The sequence below is a fragment of the Amnimonas aquatica genome, assembly GCF_002943415.1.
Lineage (GTDB): Bacteria > Pseudomonadota > Gammaproteobacteria > Pseudomonadales > Moraxellaceae > Perlucidibaca > Perlucidibaca aquatica_A.
Genome location: NZ_PTQZ01000150.1, coordinates 1 through 4,577, shown reverse-complemented (window position 1 = coordinate 4,577; position 4,577 = coordinate 1). Strand labels below are relative to the sequence as shown.

At 67.6% G+C, this 4,577-nt stretch carries 6 protein-coding genes; 3 read left to right on the top strand and 3 right to left on the bottom strand.

The features are described 5' to 3' along the window. The 3 genes from C5O18_RS06750 to C5O18_RS06740 all read right to left on the bottom strand — a co-directional run. On the bottom strand, positions 1–327 hold a 327-nt coding region (locus tag C5O18_RS06750), incomplete at its 3' end, for a hypothetical protein (RefSeq protein ID WP_206389769.1). 137 nt (positions 328–464) lie between these two features. Further along, positions 465–1,385 carry an ornithine carbamoyltransferase gene (gene argF, locus C5O18_RS06745; protein WP_105192623.1) on the bottom strand — a complete coding sequence of 307 codons (921 nt, stop codon included), beginning with the start codon at positions 1,383–1,385 and terminating at the stop codon, positions 465–467. Further along, entirely contained in the window at positions 1,382–2,602 is a 1,221-nt protein-coding gene (locus C5O18_RS06740) for an aspartate aminotransferase family protein (protein WP_105192621.1), read from the bottom strand. Before C5O18_RS06740 ends, argF begins: the two co-directional genes overlap by 4 nt. 170 nt (positions 2,603–2,772) lie before the next feature. Here C5O18_RS06740 and grxD point away from each other — a divergent pair, with 170 nt between their 5' ends. The 3 genes from grxD to C5O18_RS06725 all read left to right on the top strand — a co-directional run. After that, positions 2,773–3,105 (top strand): Grx4 family monothiol glutaredoxin, encoded by a 333-nt coding sequence (grxD, locus tag C5O18_RS06735; RefSeq protein ID WP_105192619.1) that lies wholly within the window; start codon positions 2,773–2,775, stop codon positions 3,103–3,105. A gap of 121 nt (positions 3,106–3,226) precedes the next feature. Next, positions 3,227–4,150 (top strand): SPFH domain-containing protein, encoded by a 924-nt coding sequence (locus C5O18_RS06730; RefSeq protein WP_105192617.1) that lies wholly within the window; start codon positions 3,227–3,229, stop codon positions 4,148–4,150. A gap of 37 nt (positions 4,151–4,187) precedes the next feature. Next, a partial coding sequence (locus C5O18_RS06725; RefSeq protein ID WP_105192615.1) for an NfeD family protein occupies positions 4,188–4,577 on the top strand: 390 nt, incomplete at its 3' end.

Here is a 4,577-nt window from a genome sequence, read left to right as displayed (position 1 = left end):
GGGATAGGGCAAGCCGGCATGCCAGCCATCGGCCATGTCGTCTGTCACCGGCCAGCCGAGCCTGGCGATGTCGAGGCAGCTGCCGGCGGGCGCGAGCGGATGCAGGCTGCCGGCATCGTGTGCCTGCCCGTTTGCGTCGATGACATAGACCGCCACGGCTTCGTCGCGTCCGGCCAGTGGCCGTCGCAAGGCATAGCGGGTGCGGCTGCCGCGCCCGGCGCTGACCAGTCCCGGCAACTGGCGCAGGGCGCGGGAGAGTGTGGGCTGGCTGATGCCCAGGGCGGTGCACAGCGTGGCCGCCGGCACTGGCGCGAGCTGGCGCAGCAAGGCGGAAAGCTGCTGTTGCCGGTGCTGCGGATCAGACCTGCCGGATGTGGCCATGAGGCTTTATGAATTGATATGTGAATAGACTTTATATATCAAGCTACTGATTTAAAGAAGTCTATTCGGTAATTCTCGGATTTTCATGAATGGATTTTGGCATGGCCAACCAGCAGGAACTCCAGCAGCGCCTTCTGCGCGTGCAGGCGGTTCTCGGCTTCGTCCCAGACCACCGCGCGCGGGTCGTCCAGCATGTCTTCCGAGATTTCCTCGCCCCGGTGCGCCGGCAGGCAGTGCATGAACAGCGCCTGCGGATCGGCCGCGTCCATGAGGCGCGGATTGACCTGGTACATGGCGAAGCGGCGCTTGCGCACGCTCTGCTCCGACTCCTGGCCCATGCTGGTCCAGACATCGGTGGCCACCAGGTGCGCGCCTTCGGCGGCTTCCTCGGCGGTCTTCACCAGCTCGGCGCAGTGCGCGTACTGCTCCAGCAGCTCGGGGTCGGGCTCGAAGCCGTAGGGGCAGGCGATCTTCAGCCTGAAGCCGAACTGGTGGGCGGCATGCACATAGCTGTTGCACATGTTGTTGCCGTCGCCGATCCAGGCGAAGGTGCGGCCGGCCAGCGTGCCGCGGTGCTCCTGGAAGGTCTGCAGGTCGGCCAGCAGCTGGCAGGGGTGATGGTCGTCGGTCAGCGCGTTGATCACCGGCACCTGCGAGTAGGCGGCGAAGCGCTCGATGGTGCTGTGCTCGAAGGTGCGGATCATGACCGCGTCGCACATGCGCGAGATCACCCGCGCCGAGTCCTCGATCGGTTCGCCGCGGCCGAGCTGGGTGTCACGCGGCGACAGGAAGATGGCCGAGCCGCCGAACTGCGCCATGCCGGCCTCGAACGAGACACGGGTGCGGGTCGACGACTTCTCGAAGATCATGGCCAGCACCTGGTTCTTCAGCGGCTCGTGCACCACCTTCTCGCGCAGCATGCGCTTGAGCACGATGGCACGGTCCAGCACCGCCTGCAGTTCGGCGGGACTGAAGTCGAGCAGGGTGAGGAAGTGCCGCGTCATGCCGTGACCCCGACCGCCGCAGGCGCGCCGATGCCCTTTTCAGCCAGGAAGGCCCGCACCAGCACGCTGATCTCGCGCACCAGCAGGTCGGACTCCTCGGCGCTGATCACCAGCGGCGGCAGCAGGCGGATGCGGTTTTCCGCGCTGACGATGAGCAGCACCCCGGCATCACGCGCGCGCGCCACCAGCTCGGTGCAGGACGGCACCGGCAGCACCACGCCGAGCATCAGGCCGGCGCCTTCCACGGTCACGCCGAGGTCGCCCAGCTCGCGCCGGAAGCCGCTGGCGATGCGCTCGCCCATGGCGGCGGCGTTGTCGATCGGGCCTTTCAGCAGCTCCTGCACCGTGGCCAGCGCCGCGCGCGAGCCCAGCGGCGTGCCGCCGTAGGTGGTGCCGTGCTTGCCCGGTCCGAACAGGTCGACGGCCTTGCCGCTGACCAGGCAGGCGCCGATCGGAAAGCCGTTGCCCAGGCCCTTGGCCGTGCTCAGCACGTCGGGCAGGATGCCGGCGTGCTGGTAGGCGAAATACTTGCCGGTGCGGCCGTTGCCGGTCTGGATCTCGTCGAGCATGAGCAGCCAGTCGTGCTTGTCGCAGACCTCGCGCAGCTGCTTCAGATAGCCGAAGCCGTTCTTCGGCATGCGCACGCCGCTCTCGCCCTGGATCGGCTCGACCAGGATGGCGACGATGTCCGGGTTCTCCGCCGCGACCTTCTCGATGGCGGCGATGTCGTCGTGCGGCACGCGCACGAAGCCCTGCACCAGCGGACCGAAGCCTTCCTGCACCTTGGCGTTGCCGGTGGCGGTCAGGGTCGCCAGGGTGCGGCCGTGGAAGCTGTTCTCCATGACGATGACGGTCGGCACGGCCACGTCCTTCTTGTTGCCGTACAGGCGGGCGAGCTTGATGGCGGCTTCGTTGGCTTCGGCGCCGGAGTTGCCGAAGAAGCACAGGTCCATGCCCGAGACATCGCGCAGCAGAGCACCGAGCTGCTCCTGCAGCGGCACCTGGAACAGGTTCGAGGTGTGCACCAGCGTGCGCGCCTGGTCGGCGATGGCCTCGGCCACCACCGGGTTGGCGTGTCCCAGCCCGCACACGGCGATGCCGGCGGTGGTGTCCAGGTAGCGGCGGCCCTCGCTGTCGTAGAGCCAGACGCCTTCGCCGCGGACGAAAGCGACAGGCTGCCGGGCATAGGTGGGCATGAGTGCGCTGGTGCTGGTCATGATGGGAGTTCCTGTGGGGGACACGCAGCCCGCGAGGGCTTGCAAAAAGCAAAGGCGGAGTGTAGCGCCGGGGCCGTGATTCGCCAAGGACGGCCGCTGGTGCCGCCGCGCACGCGCGGCGCACCTTCTGCTAACATCGNCAGGTCCGCAGCCATGCACGAGAGAGATCCATGGACATCGAAACCCTGATCCGCAAGCAGATCGCCGACAACAACATCCTGCTCTACATGAAGGGCACGCCGCAGTTCCCGCAATGCGGCTTCTCCGCCCGCACGGTGGAGGCGCTGGTGCAGGTCGGCGAGCCGTTCGCCTACGTCAACATCCTGGAGAACCCGGAAATCCGTGCCACGCTGCCGCGCATCGCCAACTGGCCGACCTTCCCGCAGCTCTGGGTCAAGGGCGAGCTGATCGGCGGCTGCGACATCGTCATGGACATGGTGCAGAAGGGCGAGCTGGCGCCGCTGATCAAGGAAGCCGCCGCCGAGGCCGCCGCCAAGGCCTGAGGTCGCGTGCGGCCGTGTGCGGCCGGGTTGTCAGCGACAGGCCGGTGGCGCGCGTTGCATTCCGGACACCCCGCCCGGCGCGTCGCCGGGCGTCATTCCACCGAGCCACGGAGGCCGTTTCATGCTGACCCAGATCTTCCTTTCCTTCCTGCTGCTGCTGGCCGTGCTGATCGTGGTGCTGTCGGTGAAGACGGTGCCGCAGGGCTACCAGTGGACGGTGGAGCGCTTCGGCCGCTACACCCACACCCTGAACCCGGGCCTGCACTTCATCGTGCCGTTCTTCGACCAGATCGGCCGCAAGCTCAGCGTCATGGAGCAGGTGCTCGACATCCCGGCGCAGGAGGTCATCTCCAAGGACAACGCCATGGTGCGCATCGATGCCGTCTGCTTCTACCAGGTCATCGACACGCCGCGCGCGGCCTACGAGGTGCAGGGACTGGGCTACGCCATCCAGAACCTGGCCATGACCAACATGCGTACCGTGATCGGCTCGCTGGACCTCGACGAAATGCTGTCGCAGCGTGACCAGATCAACGGCCGCCTGCTGTCCGCCATCGACCAGGCCACCGGTCCGTGGGGCGTGAAGATCACCCGTGTCGAGATCAAGGACATCACTCCGCCGCATGACCTGGTCGAGGCCATGGCGTCGCAGATGAAAGCCGAGCGCATGAAGCGCGCGCAGATCCTCGAGGCCGAGGGTCGCCGCCAGGCCGAGATCCTCACCGCCGAGGGCGAGAAGCAGGGCCAGATCCTCAAGGCCGAGGGCGAGCGCCAGGCTGCTTTCCTCGAGGCCGAGGCGCGCGAGCGCCAGGCGCAGGCGGAAGCCAACGCCACCGCGGTGGTGTCGGAGGCCATCGGCAAGGGCAACCTGCAGGCGATCAACTACTTCGTGGCACAGAAGTACGTCGAGGCCTTCGGCAAGGTCGCCAGCGCCGACAACAGCAAGATCATCATGATGCCGATCGAGGCCACCCAGCTGGTGGGCAGCGTCGGCGGCATCGGCGAGCTGGTGAAGGCCATCCAGGGCCAGAACGGCAAGGCCTGAGCCCGCACGGGCGAGGACTCGGACAGGGAGGGGTGACATGACGGCGATCTACTGGTGGGTGATTGCGCTGATGCTGGGGGTGAGCGAACTGCTCAGCGGCACCTTCTTCATGCTCATGCTGGCGCTGGCGGCCGCGCTGACCGCGCTGGCGGCGCACGCCGGGGTCTCCGGCTGGCCCTGGCAGGTCGCCCTGTTCGCCATCCTGTCCGTGGGTCTGACCGCTTTCTGGCGCCGCCACCGTCCGCGCGTGCTGCGTGTGCAGGACAATGCACTGAATCAGGGCGCCGGCCGCTGGGTGGGGCGCGAGCTGGTGCTGACGGAGGGCATCAGCGCCGGTGCCGGGCGCGCCGCGCTCGATGATTCGTTCTGGAATGTGCGCGGGCCGGACTGCGCCCCGGGCACCCGCGCCCGCATCGTGTCAGTGGAC